This is a genomic window from Streptomyces sp. NPDC001401 (genome assembly GCF_042895385.1).
Taxonomy (GTDB): Bacteria; Actinomycetota; Actinomycetes; order Streptomycetales; family Streptomycetaceae; genus Streptomyces.
Map to the genome: position 1 here is coordinate 1 of NZ_JBIAWI010000034.1, position 22,623 is coordinate 22,623.

At 70.2% G+C, this 22,623-nt stretch carries 22 protein-coding genes; 8 read left to right on the forward strand and 14 right to left on the reverse strand.

What is annotated here, in order from left to right; genetic code table 11:
• The 4 genes from ACFY10_RS53075 to ACFY10_RS53090 all read right to left on the reverse strand — a co-directional run.
• Positions 1-367 (reverse strand): RNA 2'-phosphotransferase (locus ACFY10_RS53075; RefSeq protein WP_390672680.1); only part of this gene is annotated, 367 nt, incomplete at its 3' end.
• A gap of 138 nt (positions 368-505) precedes the next feature.
• Positions 506-1,432 carry a MerR family transcriptional regulator gene (locus ACFY10_RS53080; RefSeq protein ID WP_390672638.1) on the reverse strand — a complete coding sequence of 309 codons (927 nt, stop codon included), beginning with the start codon at positions 1,430-1,432 and terminating at the stop codon, positions 506-508.
• Between the two features lie 62 nt (positions 1,433-1,494).
• Positions 1,495-3,267: an SDR family oxidoreductase gene (locus ACFY10_RS53085; RefSeq protein WP_390672639.1), complete on the reverse strand. Its 1,773-nt coding sequence runs from the start codon at positions 3,265-3,267 to the stop codon at positions 1,495-1,497.
• A complete protein-coding gene (locus tag ACFY10_RS53090; protein WP_390672640.1) occupies positions 3,264-4,106 on the reverse strand; it encodes a M24 family metallopeptidase in 843 nt (280 codons plus the stop codon). Before ACFY10_RS53090 ends, ACFY10_RS53085 begins: the two co-directional genes overlap by 4 nt.
• 234 nt (positions 4,107-4,340) lie before the next feature.
• On the opposite strand from ACFY10_RS53090, the gene ACFY10_RS53095 reads away from it, so the two are divergent.
• The 5 genes from ACFY10_RS53095 (at position 4,341) to ACFY10_RS53115 (ending at position 8,168) form a co-directional block, all read left to right on the forward strand.
• A complete protein-coding gene (locus tag ACFY10_RS53095) occupies positions 4,341-5,315 on the forward strand; it encodes an ABC transporter ATP-binding protein (RefSeq protein ID WP_390672681.1) in 975 nt (324 codons plus the stop codon).
• The gene (locus ACFY10_RS53100) at positions 5,305-6,213 is read left to right on the forward strand and encodes an ABC transporter permease (protein ID WP_390672641.1); all 909 of its coding nucleotides are present in this window, start codon (positions 5,305-5,307) and stop codon (positions 6,211-6,213) included. The genes ACFY10_RS53095 and ACFY10_RS53100 overlap by 11 nt, the downstream gene beginning before the upstream one ends.
• The gene (locus ACFY10_RS53105; RefSeq protein ID WP_390672642.1) at positions 6,210-7,121 is read left to right on the forward strand and encodes an ABC transporter ATP-binding protein; all 912 of its coding nucleotides are present in this window, start codon (positions 6,210-6,212) and stop codon (positions 7,119-7,121) included. The genes ACFY10_RS53100 and ACFY10_RS53105 overlap by 4 nt, the downstream gene beginning before the upstream one ends.
• Before the next feature lie 10 nt (positions 7,122-7,131).
• Positions 7,132-7,851 carry an ABC transporter permease subunit gene (locus tag ACFY10_RS53110; protein WP_275779277.1) on the forward strand — a complete coding sequence of 240 codons (720 nt, stop codon included), beginning with the start codon at positions 7,132-7,134 and terminating at the stop codon, positions 7,849-7,851.
• Positions 7,852-7,967: 116 nt separating this feature from the next.
• Positions 7,968-8,168, forward strand: coding sequence for a hypothetical protein (locus tag ACFY10_RS53115; protein ID WP_390672643.1), 201 nt, complete (start codon positions 7,968-7,970; stop codon positions 8,166-8,168).
• A gap of 389 nt (positions 8,169-8,557) precedes the next feature.
• Here the strand turns inward: ACFY10_RS53115 and ACFY10_RS53120 are convergent, their stop codons facing one another.
• From ACFY10_RS53120 to ACFY10_RS53160, 9 genes are all read right to left on the reverse strand, one after another.
• On the reverse strand, positions 8,558-9,376 hold the full coding sequence (locus tag ACFY10_RS53120) for an HAD family hydrolase (RefSeq protein WP_390672644.1): 819 nt from the start codon (positions 9,374-9,376) through the stop codon (positions 8,558-8,560).
• On the reverse strand, positions 9,373-10,650 hold the full coding sequence (gene serS, locus ACFY10_RS53125) for a serine--tRNA ligase (protein ID WP_344403253.1): 1,278 nt from the start codon (positions 10,648-10,650) through the stop codon (positions 9,373-9,375). Before serS ends, ACFY10_RS53120 begins: the two co-directional genes overlap by 4 nt.
• A 566-nt stretch (positions 10,651-11,216) precedes the next feature.
• A complete protein-coding gene (gene pheA / locus ACFY10_RS53130) occupies positions 11,217-12,149 on the reverse strand; it encodes a prephenate dehydratase (protein ID WP_390672645.1) in 933 nt (310 codons plus the stop codon).
• A gap of 82 nt (positions 12,150-12,231) precedes the next feature.
• Positions 12,232-13,539 carry an iron uptake transporter deferrochelatase/peroxidase subunit gene (gene efeB / locus ACFY10_RS53135; protein WP_390672646.1) on the reverse strand — a complete coding sequence of 436 codons (1,308 nt, stop codon included), beginning with the start codon at positions 13,537-13,539 and terminating at the stop codon, positions 12,232-12,234.
• A gap of 8 nt (positions 13,540-13,547) precedes the next feature.
• Complete coding sequence (locus ACFY10_RS53140) at positions 13,548-15,635, reverse strand: copper resistance CopC/CopD family protein (protein WP_390672647.1); 2,088 nt, start codon at positions 15,633-15,635, stop codon at positions 13,548-13,550.
• Positions 15,636-15,648: 13 nt separating this feature from the next.
• Positions 15,649-16,098: a copper chaperone PCu(A)C gene (locus ACFY10_RS53145; protein WP_390672648.1), complete on the reverse strand. Its 450-nt coding sequence runs from the start codon at positions 16,096-16,098 to the stop codon at positions 15,649-15,651.
• Positions 16,095-16,748, reverse strand: a complete 654-nt coding sequence (locus ACFY10_RS53150; protein ID WP_390672649.1) for an SCO family protein — start codon at positions 16,746-16,748, stop codon at positions 16,095-16,097. The genes ACFY10_RS53145 and ACFY10_RS53150 overlap by 4 nt, the downstream gene beginning before the upstream one ends.
• 96 nt (positions 16,749-16,844) lie before the next feature.
• The gene (locus ACFY10_RS53155) at positions 16,845-17,582 is read right to left on the reverse strand and encodes a YcnI family protein (RefSeq protein WP_390672650.1); all 738 of its coding nucleotides are present in this window, start codon (positions 17,580-17,582) and stop codon (positions 16,845-16,847) included.
• Between the two features lie 145 nt (positions 17,583-17,727).
• Positions 17,728-18,561 carry a hypothetical protein gene (locus tag ACFY10_RS53160; RefSeq protein WP_390672651.1) on the reverse strand — a complete coding sequence of 278 codons (834 nt, stop codon included), beginning with the start codon at positions 18,559-18,561 and terminating at the stop codon, positions 17,728-17,730.
• 223 nt (positions 18,562-18,784) lie between these two features.
• Between ACFY10_RS53160 and ACFY10_RS53165 the strand changes: the two genes are divergently transcribed.
• The 3 genes from ACFY10_RS53165 (at position 18,785) to ACFY10_RS53175 (ending at position 21,122) form a co-directional block, all read left to right on the forward strand.
• Positions 18,785-19,231: an ATP-binding protein gene (locus ACFY10_RS53165; protein ID WP_390672652.1), complete on the forward strand. Its 447-nt coding sequence runs from the start codon at positions 18,785-18,787 to the stop codon at positions 19,229-19,231.
• 85 nt (positions 19,232-19,316) lie between these two features.
• Positions 19,317-20,258: an intradiol ring-cleavage dioxygenase gene (locus tag ACFY10_RS53170; protein WP_390672653.1), complete on the forward strand. Its 942-nt coding sequence runs from the start codon at positions 19,317-19,319 to the stop codon at positions 20,256-20,258.
• A 9-nt stretch (positions 20,259-20,267) separates the two neighbouring features.
• Positions 20,268-21,122: a triphosphoribosyl-dephospho-CoA synthase gene (locus ACFY10_RS53175; RefSeq protein WP_390672654.1), complete on the forward strand. Its 855-nt coding sequence runs from the start codon at positions 20,268-20,270 to the stop codon at positions 21,120-21,122.
• Between the two features lie 96 nt (positions 21,123-21,218).
• Here the strand turns inward: ACFY10_RS53175 and ACFY10_RS53180 are convergent, their stop codons facing one another.
• On the reverse strand, positions 21,219-22,586 hold the full coding sequence (locus ACFY10_RS53180; protein ID WP_390672655.1) for a PLP-dependent aminotransferase family protein: 1,368 nt from the start codon (positions 22,584-22,586) through the stop codon (positions 21,219-21,221).
• Positions 22,587-22,623 lie beyond the last annotated feature (37 nt).

The following is a 22,623-nucleotide window of genomic DNA, read 5'->3' on the forward strand; positions in this document are numbered from 1 at the left end:
CGGACGAACCCGCCGCGTCCGAAACGCAGCAAGCCGTCAGCTGCGACACCGGGACCAGCCCAACTGACTTGATCCACAGGTCTTGACGATTTCTCGCCGGGGCGAGTCCGAGGTCGATCTCGATGCTGTGGCCCTGGCTGGCGCGGATCCGGGTGCCCTCGATGGCGAAGCGCTGCTTGTCGTTCGCGGCGACGACGTGGTCCAGCTCTTCGCGGGTGATGCGGAAGTTGTGCGCGGCGGTCGCCGCGAGCAGCTCGTCGATCTCGATCCAGCCGGCCTCGTCGAGCGCGAGCCCGATTCGCTCGGGCTGATGTCGCAGGTGCTTCGAGAGGTACTTCGACACCTTTACGGTGCGTCTTTCATCCATGTGTCTTTCGTCCATCCGCTCAGCATGACGGGAGAGACCTGGATCACGCAGATTATTTTGGCGCGGAGGTTTGATCCACAACCAACTGTAGTTATCCACAGGCTACTTGGCGGTTCTGTGGACAACTCCACTTACATGTCAGTGCCGTTCGTCAAGCTCGGCTGGGGGCACCCCACTTGACGTGAGCGCGTCCAACGCCCGTGCCCTCACCTCCCGTTCAGCCGCCAGACAGATGAACTCCGCCGCCCGCTGCGCACCAACCAGCCCCTCCACCGCCCGCATTGTCTCCTCGGGCAACGACACGGAGCGTGACCTCGGGCGGTCCGGCGCGCTTTCCTCGGCGCCCAGCCGCTGCCGCAGCTGCCGTACCGCCAACAACCGCATGGCCCGCGCTAGTTCCGCATCCACCGTCTGCTGGGCGAGCGGCCGCAGTCGTCGTACGAGTGAGGCGGCTTCGGCCGCGTCCGCGTCGGTCGGGCGGTGCGGTCCGTCGAGGTAGCGGGCGAAGACGTGCTCGGTGGTGAACTCCAGGAAACGGGCGGCGATGTGCTCGACCTGACCCCTCAACTCCCGGAGATGGCCGGAGATCGCGGACAGCGGGACACCGGCGGCGTGCAACTCGACGGCCACGGCGAGCTCTTGGGGGCTCGGCACGAGAAAGGAGTCCTCGTCACCTGGCACCGGCTCCAGCACGCCCAGCTCCACGGCATCGGCGACCGCCGCGTCGTCGGGGGAGCCGCCGAAGAGCTCGTCCAGTTCGGCGCGCGAGATCCGGACCGCCTCCTCGTCGGTCCACGGGCCGTCGACCTCGGCCACCAGCCCGAGCACCCCGCCCAGGCCGCGGCCCGCGTCCCAGGCCTCCAGGAGTTCCTTGATGGAGGCCAGGGTGTAGCCGCGGTCCAGGAGGTCGGCGATCTGGCGCAGCCGGGCGAGATGCGCGTCCGAGTAGAGGTTGGCGCGGCCGCGGCGCTCGGGGCGGGGGAGGAGGCCGCGGTCCTGGTAGGCGCGGATGGTGCGGACGGTGGCGCCGCTGCGGTGTGCGAGGTCCTCGATCCGGTACGTCACGCTCGGCTGCCTCCGTCTCCTGCTGTGCGGTTCCGTTGTCGCCACGTGGGCAACGGGGGCTTTCACAAAGGTGGTTCCAGGCGTGCGATCGCCCGCAACGCGCGTGGGGTGAACCGGGACATGAGGTGGGCGCCCCGGGCCTCCGGAGTGACCGGCACGACCGCCTCGTTGCGCACGACCGCCCGCAGGATCGCGTCGGCGACCTTCTCCGGCGGGTAGTTGCGGAGGCCGTACAGCCGTGCCGACTTCTTCTGGCGTCGCTTCTCCTCCTCGGCGTCCACGCCCGCGAAGCGTGCGGTCGAGGTGATGTTGGTGTTGACGAAGCCGGGGCAGATCGCGCTCACGCCGATCCCCTGGCCCGCCAGCTCCGCGCGCAGGCACTCGCTGAGCATCAGTACGGCCGCCTTGGAGGTGCTGTAGGCGGGCAGCGCCTTGGAGGGCTGGTACGCAGCCGCCGATGCGGTGTTGACGATGTGGCCGCCCTGTCCGCGCTCCGCCATCTGCTTGCCGAAGAGCCGGCAGCCGTGAATCACACCCCACAGGTTGACGTCGAGGACCTTCTTCCAGTCCTCCGGGCTGGTGTCGAAGAAGGAGCCGGACAGGCCGATCCCGGCGTTGTTCACCAGGACGTCCACCACGCCGTACTCGGTGGCGACCTTCTCGGCGAGCTTCTCCATGGCCTGTTCGTCGGAGACGTCGGCGGTCTCCGCCCAAGCCTCGGGGGCGCCGACCAGGCGGGACAGCTCGGCGGTGCGGGCGGCGGCCTCGGCGTCCCGGTCGACGGCGATCACCCGTGCGCCGGCCTCCGCGAAGGCGAACGCCGTGGCCCGCCCGATGCCGCTGCCCGCGCCGGTGACCAGGACGAGTTGCCCGCCGAAGCGGTCGGCGTACCTGCCGGTTGCTGTCACCCTGTGCTTTCCTCCCTCGGTGGTGGTCACGAACTCGGTGATCCAGGCGGCCAGTTGGTCGGGGCGGGTACGCGGTATCCAGTGCTTGGCCGGGAGTGCGCGGCGGGTCAACTGTGGAACCCACAGCTCCAGTTCGTCGTAGAGCTTCTCCGACAGGAACGCGTCCCCCAGGGGCGTGATGAGCTGCACGGGCGCGTGCGCGTAGGCGTCCTGGCGGGGCCTGCGCAGTCTGGCCCGGACGTTGTCCCGGTACAGCCACGCACCGTGTGCCGCGTCCGTGGGGAGTGAGGAAGTCGGGTAGTCGCCGCCGGGTACCTTCTCGAAGCGCTCCAGGATGCGCGGCCAGCGCTTGCCGAGGGGGCCGCGCCAGGCCAGTTCGGGCAGTACGGGCGTGTGCAGCAGGTACACGTACCAGGACTTGGCGCCCTGGCCGAGGAGCTGGCCGACACGGCGCGGGGTGGGCTTCTTCAGGCGCTTGTTGATCCAGTGGCCGAAGTGGTCGAGGGAGGGGCCGGACATCGAGGTGAAGGAGGCGATGCGCCCCTCGGTGCGCTTGACGGTGACGAACTCCCAGGACTGCACCGAGCCCCAGTCGTGCCCCACCACGTGTACCGGGCGGTCCGGGCTGACGGTGTCGATCACTGCCAGGAAGTCGTCCGTCAGCTTTTCCAGGGTGAAGCCCCCGCGCAGCGGCTGCGGTGCGGTCGACCGGCCGTGTCCCCGGACGTCGTACAGGACGACGTGGAAGCGCTCGGCGAGCCGCGAGGCGACCTCGGACCACACCTCCTTGCTGTCGGGATAGCCGTGCACGAGGACCACCGTCGGCTGCCCGGAGTCCCCCAGCTCGGCCAAGCACAGCTCGACGCCGCCGGTCCGCACCCGGCGCTCCCGCGCGCCCTTCAGCACCGCCTGAGAAACGCGCGTCACTTGTCCTCCGCCCAGCGCCGCACGTGCGGCAGATCGTCGTCCAGCCAGAAGGCGCTCTCCTCGGGGTCCTTGGAATCGGTGACGACCAGGATCTCCTCGAACTTCGCGCCCGTGCCCCGGAAGCCCAGATGGGGTTCGACCGCCCACAGGCCCGGCTGCGGCGGGTGGTCGGAGAAGCGGTACGGCGACCACAGCGGGGACCAGCCGTCGCGGTGGCCGTGCAGCGCGTCGCTCGCCAGGCCCTTCAGTGACTGGGTGCCGAATCCGAACAGATGCGGTGACCAGCGGCGCTGCTTGACCCGGTCGACCTTGTGCGCGATCACGCCGAAGGGGTAGGCGCGGTGCCGGTTGGCATAGCCCTGGCGGACCATGAGGCGGTCCACGTCCTCGTAGATCGCGCGCAGCGGGCGCCGCTCGCGCACCTCGCGCAGGATCAGCTCGCGGTGCGCCTCCAGGTCCGCCATGAGCTTGTCCTGCACGGGGTTGATCCCGAGGGAGCCCGAGTAGCCGATGTCGGCCGTGTAGCCGTCGTACACGGGAGCCATGTCCAGGATGAACGGCATCCCGGGCTCGAGCCGCCGGTCCGTCGGGAAGAACTGGAGCGGGATGCGGAAGTTCACGAACGCCGTGCGGTCCCCGAACCAGGCGAAGGGCAGGTGGAACCAGTCGCGCACTCCTCGCTCGCGCAGCCAGGCCCGCTGCATGCGGGCCGCCTCACGCTCGGTCACCCCTGGCTGGAGCTGCGCGGCGATCGCCTCCGCGCACTCGTAGGCGAGGCGTTGCACCTGCCTGAACCCTCGCAGCTGCGCGGAGAGTTCACCTGCCACTGCCGTCGTCATGCCACCGCCACCCTCGTCCACGCCGACTGCGGTACGTGCCCGTAACTTGACACTGGTGAATGTGACAGTTGTTAGAGGCTGCGTCAATAGGCGGGGTCGGGCCTGTGGATAACTCTGCGTAGCTCTCAGGTAGGGGAATCCCCTACGGACCCGTACGCCTCGAGTCGGACGTCAAGACAGCTCTGCGGTCTGACGACCCCCGTGGTCCACGTCACTATCGTCGAAGCCGTGACTGTGATCGCGACCGAAAGCCTGAGCAAGCGGTTCCCCCGGGTGACCGCGCTTGACCGGCTATCCGTCGACGTCGGGGCCGGCGTGACCGGACTCGTCGGAGCAAACGGAGCCGGCAAGTCCACACTGATCAAGATCCTTCTGGGTCTGTCCCCCGCCTCCGAGGGCCGCGCCGAAGTGCTCGGGCTCGACGTCGCGACCAAAGGCGCCGACATCCGCGAGCGGGTCGGCTACATGCCGGAGCACGACTGCCTGCCGCCGGACGTCTCGGCGACCGAGTTCGTCGTCCACATGGCGCGCATGTCCGGCCTGCCGCCCACGGCTGCGCGCGAGCGCACAGCGGACACGCTGCGCCATGTCGGTCTGTACGAGGAGCGCTACCGCCCCATCGGCGGCTACTCGACCGGTATGAAGCAGCGCGTCAAGCTGGCGCAGGCCCTGGTCCACGACCCGCAGCTGGTCTTCCTGGACGAGCCGACCAACGGCCTGGACCCGGTCGGCCGTGACGAGATGCTCGGACTCATCCGGCGCATCCACACGGACTTCGGCATCTCGGTCCTGGTCACCTCCCACCTGCTGGGCGAGCTCGAGCGCACCTGCGACCACGTCGTCGTCATCGACGGCGGCAAGCTCCTGCGCTCCAGCTCCACCACGGACTTCACCCAGACCACGACCACACTCGCGGTCGAGGTCACCGACACCGACGAGCACCCGGACGGCACGCGCGCGGTACGCGAAGCGCTGCACGCGCGCGGGGTGGAGGTTGCCGACGGCAGCGACGGCCTGCCGGGCGCCGGACACATCCTGCTGCTCACCGCGCAGGGCGAGGAGACGTACGACCTCGTGCGCGACGTCGTCGCGGATCTCGGCCTCGGCCTGGTGCGCATGGAGCAGCGCAGGCACCACATCTCGGAGGTCTTCCACGCGGACGCCGAGGACCAGCAGGTACGGAAGGAGGCGGCCGTCCATGGCAGTTGAGCATCCCGTAGCCGCGACCCCGGGTGACCAGACCCGCATCCACAACATCGGCTACCGCAACTACGACGGCCCCCGCCTCGGCCGCTCCTACGCCACCCGCTCCCTCTACTCGCAGTCCCTGCGCGGCGCCTACGGCCTCGGACGCTCCATCAAGTCCAAGGTGCTGCCGATGCTGCTGTTCGTGGTGATGTGCGTGCCCGCGGCCATCATGGTCGCCGTCGCGGTCGCCACGAAGGCCAAGGACCTGCCCGTCGACTACACGCGCTACGCGATCATCATGCAGGCCGTCATCAGCCTGTACGTCGCCTCGCAGGCACCGCAGTCCGTCTCGCGCGACCTGCGCTTCAAGACCGTGCCGCTGTACTTCTCGCGGCCGATCGAGACCGCCGACTACGTGCGCGCCAAGTACGCGGCACTGGCCTCCGCGCTGTTCATCCTGACCGCGGCCCCGCTGCTCGTGCTCTATGTGGGCGCACTGCTGGCCAAGCTCGACTTCGCCGACCAGACCAAGGGATTCGCACAGGGACTCGTCTCCGTGGCACTGCTCTCGCTGCTCTTCGCCGGCATCGGCCTGGTCATCGCCTCGGTGACCCCGCGCCGCGGCTTCGGCATCGCGGCCGTCATCGCCGTCATGACCATCTCCTACGGCGCCGTCTCCACCCTGCAGGCCATCGCCGAAAACCAGGCCAGCTCGAGCGCGATCCCCTGGATCGGCCTCTTCTCGCCCGTCACGCTCATCGACGGGGTCCAGTCGGCCTTCCTGGGCGCGAACTCGGCGTTCCCCGGAGCGGTCGGCCCGAGCAACGGCGAGGGCGCGGTCTACGTCCTGGTCGTCCTGGGCCTCATCGCCGCCAGCTACGGCCTCCTGCTGCGCCGCTACCGGAAGGTGGGCCTGTGACCACGCTCAACATCGACCACGTCTCCCGCTGGTTCGGCAACGTGGTCGCCGTCAACGACATCACCATGACGATCGGCCCCGGCGTCACCGGCCTGCTCGGCCCGAACGGCGCCGGAAAGTCCACCCTCATCAACATGATGGGCGGCTTCCTGGCCCCCTCCACCGGCACCGTCACCCTCGACGGTCAGCAGGTCTGGCGCAACGAGGCGATCTACAAGCACATCGGCATCGTCCCCGAGCGCGAGGCGATGTACGACTTCCTCACCGGCCGCGAATTCGTCGTCGCCAACGCCGAGTTGCACGGTCTGGGAGCCAAGGCGGCCCAACGGGCGCTGGCCACGGTCGAGATGGAGTACGCGCAGGACCGCAAGATCTCCACGTACTCCAAGGGCATGCGCCAGCGCGTGAAGATGGCGAGCGCCCTCGTCCACGACCCCTCGCTGCTCCTGCTCGACGAGCCCTTCAACGGCATGGACCCGCGCCAGCGCATGCAGCTCATGGACCTGCTGCGGCGCATGGGCGACGAGGGCCGCACGGTGCTGTTCTCGTCCCACATCCTCGAAGAGGTCGAACAACTCGCCTGGCACATCGAGGTCGTGGTCGCAGGAAGGCACGCGGCCAGCGGTGACTTCCGCAAGATCCGCCGCCTGATGACCGACCGCCCGCACCGCTACCTGGTGCGCTCCAGCGACGACCGCGCGCTTGCGGCCGCGCTGATCGCCGACCCGTCGACGTCAGGCATCGAAGTCGACCTGGCGGAGGGCGCGTTGCGCATCCAGGCCGTCGACTTCGGGCGTTTCACGGCCCTGTTGCCGAAGGTCGCCCGCGACCACGGCATCCGGCTGCTCACGGTCTCGCCGTCCGACGAGTCCCTCGAGTCCGTGTTCTCGTACCTGGTCGCGGCGTAGGAGGCCCATGATGTATGACCCCACAGTCGCCCGGCTCACCTACCGGGCCCTGCTCGGCCGTCGCCGGGCCCTCATCCTGGGCGCACTGCCCCTGCTGCTGATCGCGATCTCCGTCGTCGTACGAGGCCTTGCCGGCGCCGACGACCAGACGGCCTCCGACCTGCTCGGCGGGCTCGCGCTCGCCACCATGGTGCCGATCATCGGTGTCATCGCCGGAACCGGCGCGATCGGGCCGGAGATCGACGACGGCTCGGTGGTGTACCTGCTGTCCAAACCGCTGAAGCGGCCGACGATCATCTTCACCAAACTGATCGTGGCGATCGCGGTGACCATGGTGTTCTCCGCGCTGCCCACCCTGATCGCCGGCTTCATCCTCAACGGCAACGGACAGCAGATCGCCGTCGCCTACACGGTCGCCGCCCTGGTCTCCTCCATCGCCTACGCGGCGCTGTTCCTGCTGCTGGGCACAGTGTCCCGGCACGCGGTGGTCTTCGGGCTCGTGTACGCGCTCGTGTGGGAGGCGCTGTTCGGTTCCCTGGTGCCGGGCGCGCGCACGCTCAGCGTCCAGCAGTGGTCGCTGGCCGTCGCCCACAAGGTCGCCGGCGGGGACCTGGTCACCTCGGACGTCGGACTGACGACGGCGACGGTGTTCCTGGTCGCGGTGACGGTCCTGGCCACCTGGTACGCGGGACAGAAGCTGCGGTCGCTGACGCTGGCCGGAGAAGAGTGATGGCTTCCTGACAGGGGCGCCCGGGATCCTGTGAGGGCGCCCCAGGTCTTGACGGAGGCTTCACCTCTGTAGGGGCACACTGGGCAAAAGGGAACGCTGGGCTGAGAGGAACGGGGATGGCAGACGACTTCGACGACCTCGTCCTGGACGAGGACTTCATACAAGCCGCCGAAACCTCCGAGCCCTCCGCCCGGGCCCGCATGCTCGCCGCCCGCTGGCGCAACGAGGAACCCGAACCCCAGCCGTGGCGCTCCGACGAGCCGCCCGCCGGGTGGTTCTTCAGCAAGGGGCGCAAGCGCAGGTGGCGGCGCCGCTGACCGTCGTACGGCCGCTTAATTCGGTGGCGTCCAACTCGTCGTACAGGCACAGTGGTTGTGTCCACACCGCCGGACGACGATGCCGGCGCCACGTTCAGGGAGAGGAGCCGGGCGATGTCCATGCACGACAGTACGTCCAGCTCCCGACAGGGCAGCCCGCGGCGGGTTCCGGTGTAGTTACCCACCGTCGAACCCGCTCCGCACGGGGAGCTGCCCGGGGCGGCCGCTTCGAGCACGCGGCGCGCTGCGCTTGCGTGGGCCGCCTTCCCAACTTCGCCTCTCGAAGAGGGGCACTCTGCGCTGGGGTGGCCGGGTGAGTCGCGCAACCCGGCACTGACAAGGTGCCGCTGCGCCCACCCGTGCCGCCCCAGCGGCACGACTGCCCACAGCTACGACAGCATCCTTTCGAGCACGACCGCGATCCCGTCCTCCTCGTTGGAGGACGTCACCTCGTCCGCCACCGCCTTGAGCTCATCGTGAGCGTTGGCCATGGCCACCCCGTAGGACGCCCAGGCGAACATCGGGATGTCGTTGGGCATGTCGCCGAAGGCGATCGTGTCCGCTGCCTTCAGGCCCAGGCGGCGGGCCGCCAGCGACAGGCCCGTCGCCTTCGACAGACCCAGCGGGAGCAGCTCCACGATGCCCTCACCCGCCATCGCGACCGTGACGAAGCCGCCCGCGGCCTCGCGCGCAGCCTCGGCGAGCTCGTCGTCGGACAGCTCCGGGTGCTGTATGTAGATCTTGTTCAGCGGAGCCGTCCAGAGGTCGGACGCGTCCGTGAACGGGGTCGCCGGGAGAGCGCCGGTGACCGCGTATCCAGGGCCCACCAGCACCTCGCCGTCCAAGCCGTCACGGCTGGCCGCCAGGTACAGCGGGCCGACCTCCGCCTCGATCTTGGCCAGCGCCACGCCCGCCAGCTGCCGGTCCAGGGTCACCGACGTCAGCAGACGGTGCTCCCCGGCGTCGTACACCTGCGCGCCCTGGCCGCAGACCGCGAGGCCCTCGTAGCCGAGGTCGTCGAGGATGTGCCGGGTCCACGGGACCGCGCGGCCGGTGACGACGATGTGCGCCGCGCCCGCCGCGGTGGCCGCGGCGAGAGCGTCACGGGTGCGCTGCGAGACCGACTCGTCGGAGCGCAGGAGCGTTCCGTCGAGGTCGGTCGCGATGAGTTTGTACGGGAAACCACCGGCCGTGGACGTGCCGCTCACTTGGCGACCGGCTCCAGGACCTCCCGGCCGCCCAGGAACGGGCGCAGCACCGGCGGCACGTACACCGAGCCGTCGGCCTGCTGGTGGTTCTCCAGGATCGCCACGATCGTGCGCGGTACGGCGCACAGCGTGCCGTTGAGCGTCGCGAGCGGCTTGACCTGCTTGCCGTCACGGACGCGGATCGACAGGCGGCGGGACTGGAACTCGGTGCAGTCCGAGGTCGAGGTCAGCTCGCGGTACTTGCCCTGCGTCGGGATCCAAGCCTCGCAGTCGAACTTGCGGGCCGCCGAGGAGCCCAGGTCGGCCGAGGCGACGTCGATCACGCGGAACGGGAGCTCCAGCGACGTCAGCCACTGCTTCTCCCACTGCAGCAGACGCTGGTGCTCGGCCTCGGAGTCCTCCGGGGCGACGTAGGAGAACATCTCGACCTTGTCGAACTGGTGGACGCGGAAGATGCCCCGGGTGTCCTTGCCGTGCGAGCCGGCCTCGCGGCGGAAGCAGGGCGAGAAGCCCGCGTAGCGCAGCGGCAGGCGGTCGGCGTCGAGGATCTCGTCCATGTGGTACGCGGCGAGGGGGACCTCGGAGGTGCCGACCAGGTAGAGGTCGTCCTTGTCGAGGTGGTAGACGTCCTGGGCCGCCTGGCCGAGGAAGCCCGTGCCCGCCATCGACTGGGGGCGGACCAGGGCGGGCGTCAGCATCGGGGTGAAGCCGGCCGCCGTGGCCTGGGCGATCGCCGCGTTGACCAGGGCGAGTTCGAGCAGGGCGCCGACGCCCGTCAGGAAGTAGAAGCGGGAGCCCGAGACCTTCGCGCCGCGCTCCACGTCGATCGCGCCGAGGAGCGTGCCGAGTTCCAGGTGGTCCTTGGGCTCGAAGCCCTCGGCGCCGAAGTCGCGGATCGTGCCGTGCGTCTCGAGGGTGACGAAGTCCTCCTCGCCGCCGACGGGCACGTCGGGGTGGACGAGGTTGCCGAGCTGGAGGAGCAGTTCCTGCGTCTCGGTGTCGGCGGCGTCGCGCTCGGCGTCGGCGGCCTTGACGTCGGCGGCGAGCTGGCTCGCCTTCTTCAGCAGCTCCGCCTTCTCGTCCGCGGAGGCCTTGGGGATGAGCTTGCCGAGCTGCTTCTGCTCGGCGCGCAGCTCGTCGAAGCGGACGCCGGACGACCTGCGCCGCTCGTCGGCAGACAGGAGAGCGTCGACGAGCGCGACGTCCTCTCCACGGGCGCGCTGGGACGCGCGCACACGGTCGGGGTCCTCACGAAGCAGGCGAAGGTCAATCACGCGGTCAAGGCTACCGGTGCGGGGATACGGCCCACGACTCACCATTCCCAACAGTCGTCAATTGCGGCTTACGTTCCGTTATGAGCGAATTGCGCACAGTGTCAACAAAAGGCGTCTCACTCCCTGGAACGGGGCAGGCGGTTGGCGCCCGGTTGACTCGATTCCCTTGTGGGGAACGGGACTTGGCGTTTGGTTGTCCACAGCGATCCACACCCTCGCGAGAGTTATCCACAGGCTGTGCGGAGGGTCTGTGGATTTCGGAATTGATCACTCCGAAACCGGTGGGTTACGCCGAGGAATCCTGCCCCAGACCCTGATTTACCACCACTTTCGAGTGGAAAGAGGTCGCCCCAAAGGATTGCCTAAAGGAAACAGGTGGACGAACGGTGACATGCGATTTGGTGGACGCGAGAGTGGCCTGCAGGCAGATTTGTCGACAGAGTCATGCTTCGGTGTCGACTTGTCCCCAGGTCGAGAAGCTGGGCTGTGGATAACTTCTGTGGATAACGAAAATCTGCAGGTAGGACCGGCCCGATCTGCAGGTAGGACCGGCCCGACGGGACTGGCTAGAAGCGGCCGTCCTGGCAGCGCGCGACCCAGTCCGACGCCGCGACGAACTCCTCGTCCGACGTCCCCTGACGTGGTGCGCGCACGTCCTCGACACCGAGGTCCGCACGCGGGTACGAGCCGAGGAAGCGCACTTCCAGGCAGATCCGCTTGAGCCCCATCAGGGTCTCGGCCACCCGGCGGTCGGAGATGTGGCCCTCGGCGTCGATGCAGAAGCAGTAGTTGCCGATGCCGGCGCCGGTGGGCCGGGACTGCAGCAGCATCAGGTTGATGCCGCGGGTGGCGAACTCGCCCAGCAGGTCGCGCAGACCGCCGGGATGGTCGTCGCGCTGCCACAGCACGACGGACGTCTTGTCCGCGCCGGTGGGTGCGGCGGGCCGGGCGGGCCGGCCGACCAGCACGAACCGGGTCTGCGCGTTCTCGGCGTCGTGGATCCCGGTCTCCAGGGCCTCGAGGCCGTACCGGGCGGCCGCGAACTCGCCCGCGAAGGCGGCGTCGTACTGGCCCTCCTGGACCAGGCGGGCGGCGTCCGCGTTCGAGGCGGCGGACTCCCAGTGGGCGTCCGGGAGGTTGTTCTTGAGCCAGTTGCGCACCTGCGGCTGGGCGGCCGGGTGGGCGGAGACCGTCTTGATGTCGGAGAGCTTCGTGCCCGGCCTGACCAGCAGCGCGAAGGTGATCGACAGCAGCACCTCGCGGTAGATCATCAGCGGTGCGCCCGCGACCAGCTCGTCGAGAGTGGTGGTGATACCGCCCTCGACGGAGTTCTCGATCGGCACGAAGGCGGCCTCGGCCTCGCCTGCGCGGACCGCGTCGAGCGCGGACTGGACGGACACGTACGGGATCAGCTCCCGGGTGGCCGTCTCGGGAAGGGTGCGCAGGGCGACTTCGGTGAAGGTGCCCTCGGGGCCGAGATACGCGTAGCTCGCTGGCATGACCTCACCCTAATGGGCCTTACGCAAACGCGGCTCACGCGTCTCACCGGAGCCCCCTGGGAGCCGCTCTCGCGCGGGACCCTCACCCCTCCAGCAGCCGCTGCCCCACGTACTCGCCCCGTGCCGCCCCGCCCGGTACCGCGAACAGGCCGCTCGCCTCATGGCGGATGTACTTCGACAGGGCGTCGCCGCGGTCGAGCTTGCGCTGGATGGTGACGAAGCCGCGCAGTGGGTCGGCCTGCCAGCAGACGAAGAGGAGACCGGCGTCGGGGACGCCGTCGGAGTCGAACCCGTCGTGGTACGAGAACGGGCGGCGCAGGATGGCCGCACCGCCGTTCTGGTCGGGGCGGGAGATACGGGCGTGGGCGTTGCCGGGGACGACGTAGTTGCCCTGCGCGTCCGTCTTCTCCAGGTCCATGGCGGTCGTCTCGGTGCCCCCGGACAGGGGTGCGCCGTCGGACTTGCGGCGCCCGATGACGTTCTCCTGGGTCTTGAGGGAGAGCTTCTCCCAGTCGTCGAGGAGCATGCGGATGCGGCGTACGACGGCGTAGGAGCCGTTCGCCATCCAGGCGGGGTCGCCCGAGCCGGAGGACGGCACGAAGATCCGCTTGTCGAAGTCGGGCTCGGCCGGCTTGGGGTTGCGTGTGCCGTCCAGCTGGCCCATGAGGTTGCGGGCCGTCATGGGGTGGGCGGTGGCGCCCGGTGTGCGGTTGAAGCCGTTCATCTGCCAGCGGATGCGGGCCGCGCTGCCTGCGTCCTTCTGGATCGCGCGCAGGGCGTGGAAGGCGACCAGGGCGTCGTCGGCGCCGATCTGCACCCACAGGTCGCCGTTGCTGCGGGCCTTGTCGAGGTGGTCGGAGGAGAAGTCGGGCAGTGGGTCGAGGGAGACCGGGCGCTGCTTCTCCAGGCCGGTGCGGGAGAAGAAGCTGTGGCCGAAGCCGAAGGTGAGGGTGAGGGAGGAGGGTCCGGCGTCGCGGGCCACGTCCGTGTCGTCGTGCGCCGCCGCCTCCCCTGCCATCAGCCGCTCGGCCGTCGCCGACCAGCGGCGCAGCAGTGCGGCGGCCTCCTTGCGGCCCGCGCCTGGCGTCAGGTCGAAGGCGGTGAGGTGGCCGCGGGCCTGGAGGCCCTCGGTGATGCCGGGCTGGTGTTTCACGTGAAACACCACCCGATTGGAGCCGAGTGAGCTGAGCGGGGTGGCCTCGGAGGGTGCGGCGGCGTACCCCACGGCTCCGCCGGCCGCGCCGAGCGCGAGCCCGGTGGCTCCGGCGGTGCCGAGCAGCTTCCGTCGCGAAATCCCGTCTTCGGAGGGCGTGTTTCCGGAAACGGCCTCCTCCTGGTCCGCATCGGGCGTGCGGACCTCCGGAATGTCCGGAATGGACTTGTCAGCCATGGTGCGATTCAGCCGATCTGCGCGTTCTTGGAGACGGTCACCTGGTCGATGTCGGAGGTGCGCACGGTCACGGCGACCTTCCAGTCGCCGGCCATGGGGATCTGCACCCCGTTCGTCGCCCAGTGTCCGGTGGTGACATGGTCGGGGTTGACGGGCAGCGGCCCGATCTTCTTGGCCTCCAGGGTGAAGGCGACCTTCACCTCGGGGATGTCGAAGGCACGCCCGTTGGGCCGCTGTACGTAGACGTGCATGTCGTTGCCGCCCACGCGCGCGGGGTCGAGGTCGACGGACACGACGCCCTTGCCGTCGGTGCCGCCCGTGTCGAAGGGCATGGTCAGCGTCAGCGCGCCGGACGACGAGTCCGCCGTGGACGAGGAGGAGGACGACGAGGTGGCCGCCTTGGCCTCCTGTTCCGTGCGTCCGGGTTCGGTCTGTGTCAGCACGGTGGTGACGGCGAGCAGGACGACGGCGACGCCCGCCTCGGCGAGTACGGAGCGCCGTAGGCCGAACCGGTCGGGGTCGGCGTCGCGCTGCCGCTTCTGCCGTGCGGAGGTCATGGCGGCCTTCTGGCGGGCGAGTTGGGCGGCGCGCTCGGAGTCGGCGGGGGCTTCGGAGTCACTGGAGGCCCGGGCCTCGGGGGCGGCCTCGGACTCGTCGGGCTCCTCGGAGCCGGCGGCGGAAGCGGAGCCGCCGTCGGCGGTGGAGCCACGAGCGGCCCCAGGTGCTCCGGCGGCCGAGGAGTCGGCGGACGCCGTCGTCGTCTTAGCCGAGCCGGCCCCGGCCCGGGCGGCTGCCGGCTCCTTCGTGCCCAGGGCGTCGCCCTCCGACGCGGTCTTCTCCGTCACTTCCTCGCGCGGCTTCACGACGGTGGTGTCCGCCAACTGTGCCGTCCACCGCCGGGAGATCCACGCGATGCCGACGAGCAGCGCCACCAGCCCGATCTTGACGAGCAGCAGCTGTCCGTATGCCGTGTCGGTGAACGCCGACCAGGAGCCGAGCTGGCGCCAGGACTGGTAGATGCCGGTCGCGACCAGCGCGAGGACGCTGCCGAAGGCGACCCGGGAGAAGCGGCGTACGGCCGCGGCCTCGATCGGGGTGTCCGACCGGTACAGCGCCACGAGGAGTGCGCACAGGCCGCCGAGCCAGCCGGCCACGGCCAGCAGATGGACGACGTCGACGGGCATCGCGATGCCCGGCTGGAGCCCGGTGGAGGCGTGCTCGGCCATCGCCCAGCTCGCCGCGAGCCCGGCGGCCACCACGGATCCGCCGATCGCGAGCCCGAAGGTCAGGTCGCGCTTCTCCTCGTCCTCACGTTTGTCGTACGCCCCGAAGAGGACCGCGATGAACAGCGCCGCCGCGGCGAGCAGCAGCAGCCGGGAGACGAGTGCGGCGCCCGACTTGGTCTGCAGCACCTGTCCGAGCAGGCTCAGGTCGAAGATGTCGCCGACCTTGCCGGAGGTGGTGTAGGAGCCGCGCAGGAGCAGCAGCAGAAGGGTGGCCGAGGTGAGCGCGAGCCACCCGGAGACCACGAGCCGCTGCAGCGGCCGTGCGCCGGAGCCGCGCCGCCAGCAGGCCAGGACGAAGGCGGCGCCGCCGACCATGACGATGAAGCCGGCGTACGACACATACCGCCCGAAGCCGTACAGCCAGCCGACGATCCCGCCGCCCACCGTCTGGTCGGTGACCGAGACGGTGGTGGTGGAGGGGGCGCCGATGGAGAAGGTGAAGGCGCCGGCGACGGGGTGGCTGTCCGCGGACACGACCTGCCAGGACACCGTGTACGTGCCGTCCGGCAGCCCGCTGTGCAGCTGCACGGCGTACGAGGTGCCGCTCACGTTGGACGGGTTGCCGGTGTCGACGCGCTTGCCCTTGGGGTCGAGGACGCGCAGCGAGTCGTCGGACGTGGCGACCTTCTCGGAGAAGGTGAGCGTGACCTGGCTGGGCGCCTTGTCGACCACCACCCCCTGTGAGGGGTCGCTGCCGGTCAGCGCGGCGTGCGCGGAGGCCGGCCCGGCGCCGGCGAGAAGCACGCCGACGACGGCCAGGAACAGCAGCGCCAGGGTCCGCATGCGGCGGGGGGCGATGGTCTGGGTCACGGTGGTCCCTCCCTCAGTGGCCGGTTGCCGGGTTGTACGTGGCCGACTTGACCGGCATCTCAACCTTGATCGGGCCGGACTTGGCGAAGTGCAGTTCGACGGTCACTTTCTCGCCCTGCTTCGGTTTGCGCTTCAGGTTCTCGAACATCAGGTGATTGCCGCCGCTCTTGAACACGAGTTGACCGTGTGCGGGGACATCCAGGGACTTGACCTCCTCCATGGACTGTCCGACGGTCTCGTGGACGGTGACGCTGCCGGCGGCGTCGCTGGTGACGGAGGTCAGTTCGTCCTTGGTGCCGCCCTTGTTGGCGATGGTGAGGAAGCCCGCTGCCATCTCGGAGACGGGCTGGGGCATGTAGGAGGAGCTGACGGACAGTTCGGCCTTCGCGTCGTCGGGGCCGCCGCAGCCCGCCAGGGCCAGCGACCCCGCTATCACCGCGGCGGGCACGACGAGGTGCCTCACGGGTTCTCTCCCTTGATGAGCTTGGGGAGGTCCTTGGTGTAGTCGTCGACGGTGGTGTCTTCGCCGTAGAGGACATAGCCGCCGTCGGTCTTCGGCGAGAACGCGATGACCTGGGTGCCGTGCACCGAGACGGTCTTGCCCGTCTTCTTGTCCTTGTGGGTCGGCTCGATGGAGATGCCGAGGGTGCGGGCGCCGGCCTGGATGGTGGCGAAGTCGCCGGTCAGACCCACGAACTGGGGGTCGATGCCCTTGAGCCACTTGCCGAGTTCGGCTGCGGTGTCGCGCGCCGGGTCGGTGGTGACGAACACGACCCGCAGCTTGTCCTGCTCGGCCTTGGGCAGCTGCTTCTTGGCGACGGCGAGGTTGTTCATCGTGAGCGGGCAGATGTCGGGGCAGTGGGTGTAGCCGAAGTAGATCAGTGTCGGCCGGCCCGCGGTCTCCTTGCGGAAGTCGTACTTCTTGCCCTTGGTGTCGGTGAGAACGAGATCCGGCTTCTCGAAGGGCTTGTCGAGAACGGTCGCGGCCTTCTGTGAGGTGTCCTCGGAGACCACGGCGACGGGCGAGTTGCTGTCGTCACCGCTGCCGCAGGCGGAGAGGGTCAGGGTGGCGGCGGCGAGCAGCGCGGCCGCGGCGAACGTCTTCTTGCGCATACTGCATTCTCCCGGGGGACAACCCCCGGACCCCCGGCCGGACAAACCGGTGGGCCGGGGACACGGGCGTCCCGAGGTGTAGGTGGACGGGATTGGTCAGGCGTCGGTGCGCCGACGTCCGGCGAGCACGCCGTACGCCACGCCCAGCGCGCCGACGACGATGCCCACGACGCCCAGCACGCGCGCGGTGGTGTCGCTGCTGTCGGAGGCGGTGGAGGTGTCGGCGGCGGTGTTCTCGGTGGTCTTGGACTCGTCGGAGGCGTCCTCGGCGGTCGAGCCGTGCGAGTGGCTGTCCGCTGAGGCGGCGGAAAGGGTGAGTACGGGGGCCGGGTTCTCGGGCTCCTCCGCGCCGTCCTTCTGCACCTCGATCCAGCGCACGACTTCCTTGTCGGAGTAGGTCTGGAGGGCCTTGAAGGTCAGTGCGTCGGCGTCCTCGGGCAGTGCGCCGACGGAGACCGGGAACTTCTCGAAGTAGCCGGGCTCGATGCCCTTGCCGTCGGCGGTCCAGGTGATCTTGGAGACGGCCTCGCTGATCTTCTCGCCGTGCACCTCGAGCGGCTTGGCGAGTTTGGACTTGGTGACCTTGATGTTCCAGCCGTCCATCGGCTCCGGCATGGCGGAGGCCAGCGGGTGGTCGGTCGGGAAGGTCACCTCGAGCTTGGTGGTCGACGCGTCGTCGCGCTCGTTGGGGACCTTGAAGTCGACGACCGCGTAACCGCCCTTGGCGGCCGTGCCCTCGGGCTGCACGCTGACGTGCGCGAACGCGGGCGAGGACAGGACGACGACGGCAGAGGCGGCGAGGGCGCCGGTGGCGGCGAGGCGGGAAGCCTTCATGAACGGATGCACTCCACTTCGGGTTTCGAGTGAGTTCCGGTGGTCGGAGGAGCGCGTGCGCATGGATGTCGGACATGCGGGCACGCGCGCGTGCCGCACGACGGCGGCCCCGGCCCCACGGCTGTGGAGTGGCGGTCGCGTCGCGTCAGGCGGCGAGGAAGAGTGCGGCGGCCGGCGGGCCGCGCCTGATCACCGTGTGCTGGAGTGCGGTGGTACGGGGCTTCGAGGGCGCGAGCAGCGCGGTGCGCGGCGGTCGCGGGCCCGCTTCCGGCGTGGCCGGGAGCCCGGCACGCAGGGCGCGCACCAGCGCCAGCGCTGCGCGCAGGGACCCTCCGAATGCGCCGTCGGCCATGGAGTGGGCCGAGAGTTCCATGAGCCGCAGCAGGGCCAGGTCACCGCGGCGCAGCAGCCAGCCGGCGGCGATCGCCGCGAGGACGTGGCCCAGCAGCATCGGCAGGGACGGCAGCAGCGAAGCCGAAAAACCGGCGGTGGGCAGGGCGTCCGCCGGATGGTGCATGGAGCTCATGTCCATGCCCATGGCGGTGTCCGGGGAGAGCCGCGCGTCGGCGAGGAGCCTGCGGGCCTGGGCAGGGCTGATCGCCGCAGCCGTGGTCCCGCACACGAGGCGCGCCGCCCGCTCCACCAGTGAGGCGTCGGCCGTCGACGTCATGGAGGACATCGACATCGTGCCCGAGGAAGCCGTCTGCTGCCCGAGCCCGAACAGCGTGTGCAGTACGGTCTGCCCGGCCGCGAGCAGTGCCGCGATCCCGGTGAGCGAGCGCACGCGCCCGGCGAGCGGTGCCGCGACCAGGACGGCCCCCAGGAATCCCGCGCCCAGCGTCCACAGCGGAACCGTCGCGCAGGAGCCGAGGATGTGACCGCCGGCGGCCAGCACGACGCAGACCGCGGCGAACACCGCGGCCCGCAGTATCCGGAGATCGTTTCCGGAGCGCGCCGTGCGCTGGTGGGGGGCAGTCATGGCGGGCTCATCATCGCACTGGCCTTACGGGCGCCATACGGCAGGTCCGCAAGGTTCCGTACCGACGGGAAGGTCACTCTCTGGCACGGCCCGTCCCCACATACACCGATTCGGTTTGGGGCGCATCGCCCATATGGGCGGCATCACGTCAACTCCGTGCTTACGCAGGGGTGCGCGCGGCAATAAGAAACGGTATGTCGAGCCGCGGCCTGGAGGCTGGAGCATGAGCATCTGGTGGTCACTCCACTTGCGGCGTGAGGCTGCGAGCGTTCCGCTCGCCCGACGGCTGCTGCTCGGCACGATGGAGACGGCGGGTGTCGACCCCGACGTCTCGTACGACCTCTCCGTCGCCCTCAGCGAGGCCTGTGCGAACGCCGTCGAGCACGGCGGGGGCACGGTGCACGGCGCGTCCTCGGAGGCATACCGGGTCACCGCCTACCTCGACGGCGAGAAGTGCCGTATCGAAGTCACCGACTCCGGCCCGGGGTTCACCCTCCCCCCGAACCCTCGCCCCGCCCGCCCGGACGCCGAGCACGGCCGGGGCCTGGGGCTGATCCGCGAGCTCGCCGACCACGTCCACATCGGCAACAAGCCGGGGCGCGCGGGCACGGTGGTGAGCTTCGACAAGATCCTCAAGTGGCGGGACGACTCACCGCTGATGGCGGTGTGAGGAGCCTTAAGCTTCCTCAGCATTCACAGCTGGTTCTTATCCGCGCCCTACGTCCCTGAAGGGCGCCGTCCCTACGTTCGCCGCCATGACGGGAAACCACCGAAACACTTCGATCACCCGGCGTCGCGCCATGGCGGTCACCGGCGGCACGGTCGCGGCCGGCGGCCTCGCCGTCGCGGGCTACCAGTCGGCCTTCGCCGACACCACCACCGATGCGGACGCCACCGCCTCCGCCTCGGCCACTTCGGCCGGCAGTGAGTGCATGACGCTGATGACCAGCGTCACCGAGGGCCCCTACTACCTCGACGGCGCTCTGGTCCGCAAGGACATCACCGAGGGCAAGGCCGGCGTCCCGCTGACCCTTCGGCTGACCGTCGTCGACGCCACCGACGGCTGCACCCCGGTCCCCGGCGCGGCCGTGGAGATCTGGCACTGCGACGCCTGGGGCTACTACTCCGGCTACACCACCGCCAACCCCGGCGGCTCCGCGCCCGCAGAGAGCGAGGAGGGCGACTCCGCGAACGACAGCACCTACCTGCGCGGCTACCAGATCGCGAACGCCAACGGGGTCGTCAAGTTCGAGACGATCTTCCCCGGTTGGTACACCCCGCGCACCTGCCACATCCATGTGAAGGTGCACACGGGCGGCGAGAAGGAGGACGGCACGTACGAGGGCGGCAAGGTCAACTACACCGGCCAGCTCTTCTTCGACGACACCATCGCCGAGGAGATCTTCACCCTCGACCCGTACTCCAAGCACACCGGCAGCTACACCACCCTCGCCAACGACATGGTGTACGACGGCGGTGGCGCCTCCAGCGGCCTGCTGACCCTCGAGGCCGTGCACAAGGCGGACCCGTCCAAGGGCTACAAGGGCTTCCTCACCCTCGGTATCGACCCGGATGCCGAGAACACGGGCGCGGGCAGCGGCGGCGGTGGCACCCCGCCGAGCGGCACCCCGACGGGTACGCCCCCGAGCGGCGCCCCGACCGACACGGCCGGCCCCTCGGCCTCGGCCTCTTCCTGAGGCACGGCGATGACCAGCCGCGAGGACGAGACGCTGGCGCAGGCCGCCGTGACCGCGCTGACCGGGCAGCTGGCCCTGGCTCCGAAGCCGGGCCTGCCCGACCCGCGCGACCTCGGCGCCCGCGCCCTGTGCCGGGACCACGGTTCCCTGCGCTGGTCGGCCAAGGCGCTGGCGCCCGGCCTCGCGGCGATGGCCGCCGCCGCCCGCCGCACCGGCGAGCCCACCCCGCAGCTGCGCGCGGAGCTGGGCGCGATCGGCCGGTCCACCGAACACTCGGTGGGCCTGGCCGGCGGTGGCCACAAGGGCGCCCTGTGGGCGCTCGGCTTCCTGGTCGCGGCGGCCGCGCTCGACGCGCGAGCCGGGGCCCAGGACGTGGCCTTCGCCGCGAAGAAGCTCGCCGCCTTCAACGACAAGGGCGCCCCGCGCCGCCCCTCCCGCGGCTCGTCGATCTCTGCGAAGTACGGCGCCGCGGGCGCCCGCGGCGAGGCCCGCGCCGGATTCCCGCACGTCCGGCGGGCGTTGGAGGCCCTCACCCGGTCCCGCTCGTCCGGCGCCACGGAGGCCCAGGCACGCCTCGACGCCCTGCTCACCGTGATGTCCACCCTCCAGGACACGGAACTGCTGTACACGGCGGGCCCGTTGGGGCTGCGGCATGTGCAGGCGGGTGCCCGAGGAGTCCTGGAGGCGGGCGGTACGGCGACGGCGGCGGGCCGCGAAGCCCTGTCCACCCTGGACGCCGATCTGCACGCACGCGCGTGGAGCCCACGGGGGAGTGCGGGGCTCCTCGCAGGCGCGCTCTTCCTGGACTCGCTGCCGGTCGGCACCCGCGCTCGGCCCGCGTACTGCATTTTCCCGGGGCCGTGACATCAGCGGTTTCGCCCCGGGCCCCAGCAGAAAAGCAGGCGGGTGGCGTGACCGCGGAGACACCGCGAGGCAAACCCGAGTAACCCGGAGGCTCCCTCAGGCCCCCTCCAGCACCTTCCCCAGCACCTCCAGCGCCTCCGGATACGCCCGCTCCCGAGGCGTCCCGTACCCGACGACGAGCCCCTGCGGCCGGCCCTCGCCGGGCGTGTGCCAGTGGTCTCCCAGGTGCCCCACGGCGAGCCCCTCCGCCTCGGCCCGCTTCAGCGCCGCTTCCTCGTCGGCGACTTCCACGAGCGCGTGCAGCCCGGCGGCAATGCCGCGCACGTCGTGCCTCCCGCCGAGCCGGTCCAGGAGTTGGTCCCTGCGTCTGCGGTATCTGAGCCGGCACGCGCGCACATGCCGGTCGTACGCATGGCTGTCGATGAGCTCGGCGAGCGCCAACTGGCCGATGGACTCGGTGTGGTGATCGCTGTGCAGCTTGGCGTCGGCGACCGCGTCGACCAGCTGCGGCGGCAGCACCATCCAGCCGAGCCGCAGCGCGGGCCCGAGCGTCTTCGAGGCGGTGCCCAGGTAGACGACCTGCCCCGGCGCCATGCCCTGGAGCGCGCCGACGGGCTGCCGGTCGTAGCGGAACTCCCCGTCGTAGTCGTCCTCGACGATCAACCCGCCACGCGCGCGTGCCCAGTCCGTGAGGGCCCGCCGCCGCTCGGGGTGCAGCGTCACACCGGTCGGGTACTGATGGGCCGGCGTGACGACAACAGCCCTGAGGTCCCCCAACTCCTGTGCGCGCACCCCCCGTTCGTCCACCCGCACCGGCACCACACTTCCCCCGTTGTGCCGCACCACCTCCCGGTGGAACGGCAGCCCCGGGTCCTCCATGGCGATCTCGGCACCGTCCAGCACGCGTGTGAGCAGCGCCAGCCCCTGCACATACCCGGAGGTGATCACGATCCGCTCGGGCGGCGCGATGACCCCCCGGGCACGCCCCAAATACCCCGACAACGCGGTCCGCAGCTCGATACGGCCGCGCGGATCCCCGTAGTCGTACGCCAGCAGCGGCGCCGTCGCGATGGCCCGCCGCAGCGCCCGCAGCCAGGCCGCCGCCGGAAACGCCCCGACGTCCGGGCTCCCGGGCCGCAGATCAAAACGCGGCGTACGCGCGCGTGCAGCAGCCTCCGGCGCGTCGGCGTCGAGTGAGGGCAACGAGGCGACCTGGGTCCCCGACCCCTGCCGAGCGGTCAGATATCCCTCGGCGACCAACTGGTCGTAAGCGGCCTTGGCGGTCCCCCGCGAGACACCGAGTTCGGTGGCGAGCCGCCGGGTCGCGGGCAGCCGAGTCCCGGGCGCGAGCCGCCCATCCCGCACGGCATCCCGAAGAGCCCGCTCAAGCCCGACGCGCCGCCCGTCACCGGCATCTGGTTCAAGATGCAGATCGACACCAACGCCGGACCAGAAGTCGTTCACGTCTTACCCCCGTGAGCTGAAGCGCCCCTTTCAGGGG

What these genes read in the sequence shown, in the direction of transcription:
- ACFY10_RS53090 (WP_390672640.1), bottom strand. Translation starts at nt 4,106, where the DNA reads ATGACGACGGCAGTGGCAGGTGAACTCTCCGCGCAGCTGCGAGGGTTC.
- ACFY10_RS53150 (WP_390672649.1), bottom strand. Translation starts at nt 16,748, where the DNA reads ATGCGCAAGAAGACGTTCGCCGCGGCCGCGCTGCTCGCCGCCGCCACC.
- ACFY10_RS53100 (WP_390672641.1), top strand. Translation starts at nt 5,305, where the DNA reads ATGGCAGTTGAGCATCCCGTAGCCGCGACCCCGGGTGACCAGACCCGC.
- ACFY10_RS53110 (WP_275779277.1), top strand. Translation starts at nt 7,132, where the DNA reads ATGTATGACCCCACAGTCGCCCGGCTCACCTACCGGGCCCTGCTCGGC.
- ACFY10_RS53155 (WP_390672650.1), bottom strand. Translation starts at nt 17,582, where the DNA reads ATGAAGGCTTCCCGCCTCGCCGCCACCGGCGCCCTCGCCGCCTCTGCC.
- ACFY10_RS53115 (WP_390672643.1), top strand. Translation starts at nt 7,968, where the DNA reads ATGGCAGACGACTTCGACGACCTCGTCCTGGACGAGGACTTCATACAA.
- ACFY10_RS53175 (WP_390672654.1), top strand. Translation starts at nt 20,268, where the DNA reads ATGACCAGCCGCGAGGACGAGACGCTGGCGCAGGCCGCCGTGACCGCG.
- ACFY10_RS53165 (WP_390672652.1), top strand. Translation starts at nt 18,785, where the DNA reads ATGAGCATCTGGTGGTCACTCCACTTGCGGCGTGAGGCTGCGAGCGTT.
- pheA (WP_390672645.1), bottom strand. Translation starts at nt 12,149, where the DNA reads ATGCCAGCGAGCTACGCGTATCTCGGCCCCGAGGGCACCTTCACCGAA.
- ACFY10_RS53170 (WP_390672653.1), top strand. Translation starts at nt 19,317, where the DNA reads ATGACGGGAAACCACCGAAACACTTCGATCACCCGGCGTCGCGCCATG.
- ACFY10_RS53160 (WP_390672651.1), bottom strand. Translation starts at nt 18,561, where the DNA reads ATGACTGCCCCCCACCAGCGCACGGCGCGCTCCGGAAACGATCTCCGG.
- efeB (WP_390672646.1), bottom strand. Translation starts at nt 13,539, where the DNA reads ATGGCTGACAAGTCCATTCCGGACATTCCGGAGGTCCGCACGCCCGAT.